Origin of the sequence: Actinomadura sp. NBRC 104425, from assembly GCF_030269545.1 — a bacterium.
In the GTDB taxonomy this organism is placed as follows: Bacteria; Actinomycetota; Actinomycetes; order Streptosporangiales; family Streptosporangiaceae; genus Spirillospora; species Spirillospora keratinilytica.
Genome location: NZ_BSTN01000167.1, coordinates 1 through 255 on the forward strand (window position 1 = coordinate 1; position 255 = coordinate 255).

Genomic DNA, 255 nt, shown 5'->3' on the forward strand with positions numbered 1-255 from the left:
CTGGGTGCGGGTACCGATATTCCGATCGGGTCGGCGGTGGCGGGCCGTGGCGATGAGGCGTTGAACGATCTGGTCGGGTTCTTCGTCAACACGCTGGTGATCCGCACCGACCTGTCGGGTGACCCGGGGTTCCGGCAGGTGCTCGCCCAGGTGCGGGAGACGACCCTGGGTGCGCTGGAGCATCAGGACGTGCCGTTCGAGCGGCTGGTGGAGGAGCTGGCGCCGGAGCGGTCGCTGGCCCGGCACCCGCTGTTC

The 255-nt window shown here is 69.8% G+C and carries 1 protein-coding gene; it reads left to right on the forward strand.

Translation table 11 applies throughout. The features are described from left to right. Positions 1-255, forward strand: a 255-nt coding sequence (locus tag QSK22_RS33590) for a condensation domain-containing protein (protein WP_285498559.1), incomplete at both ends; no start/stop codon positions are given.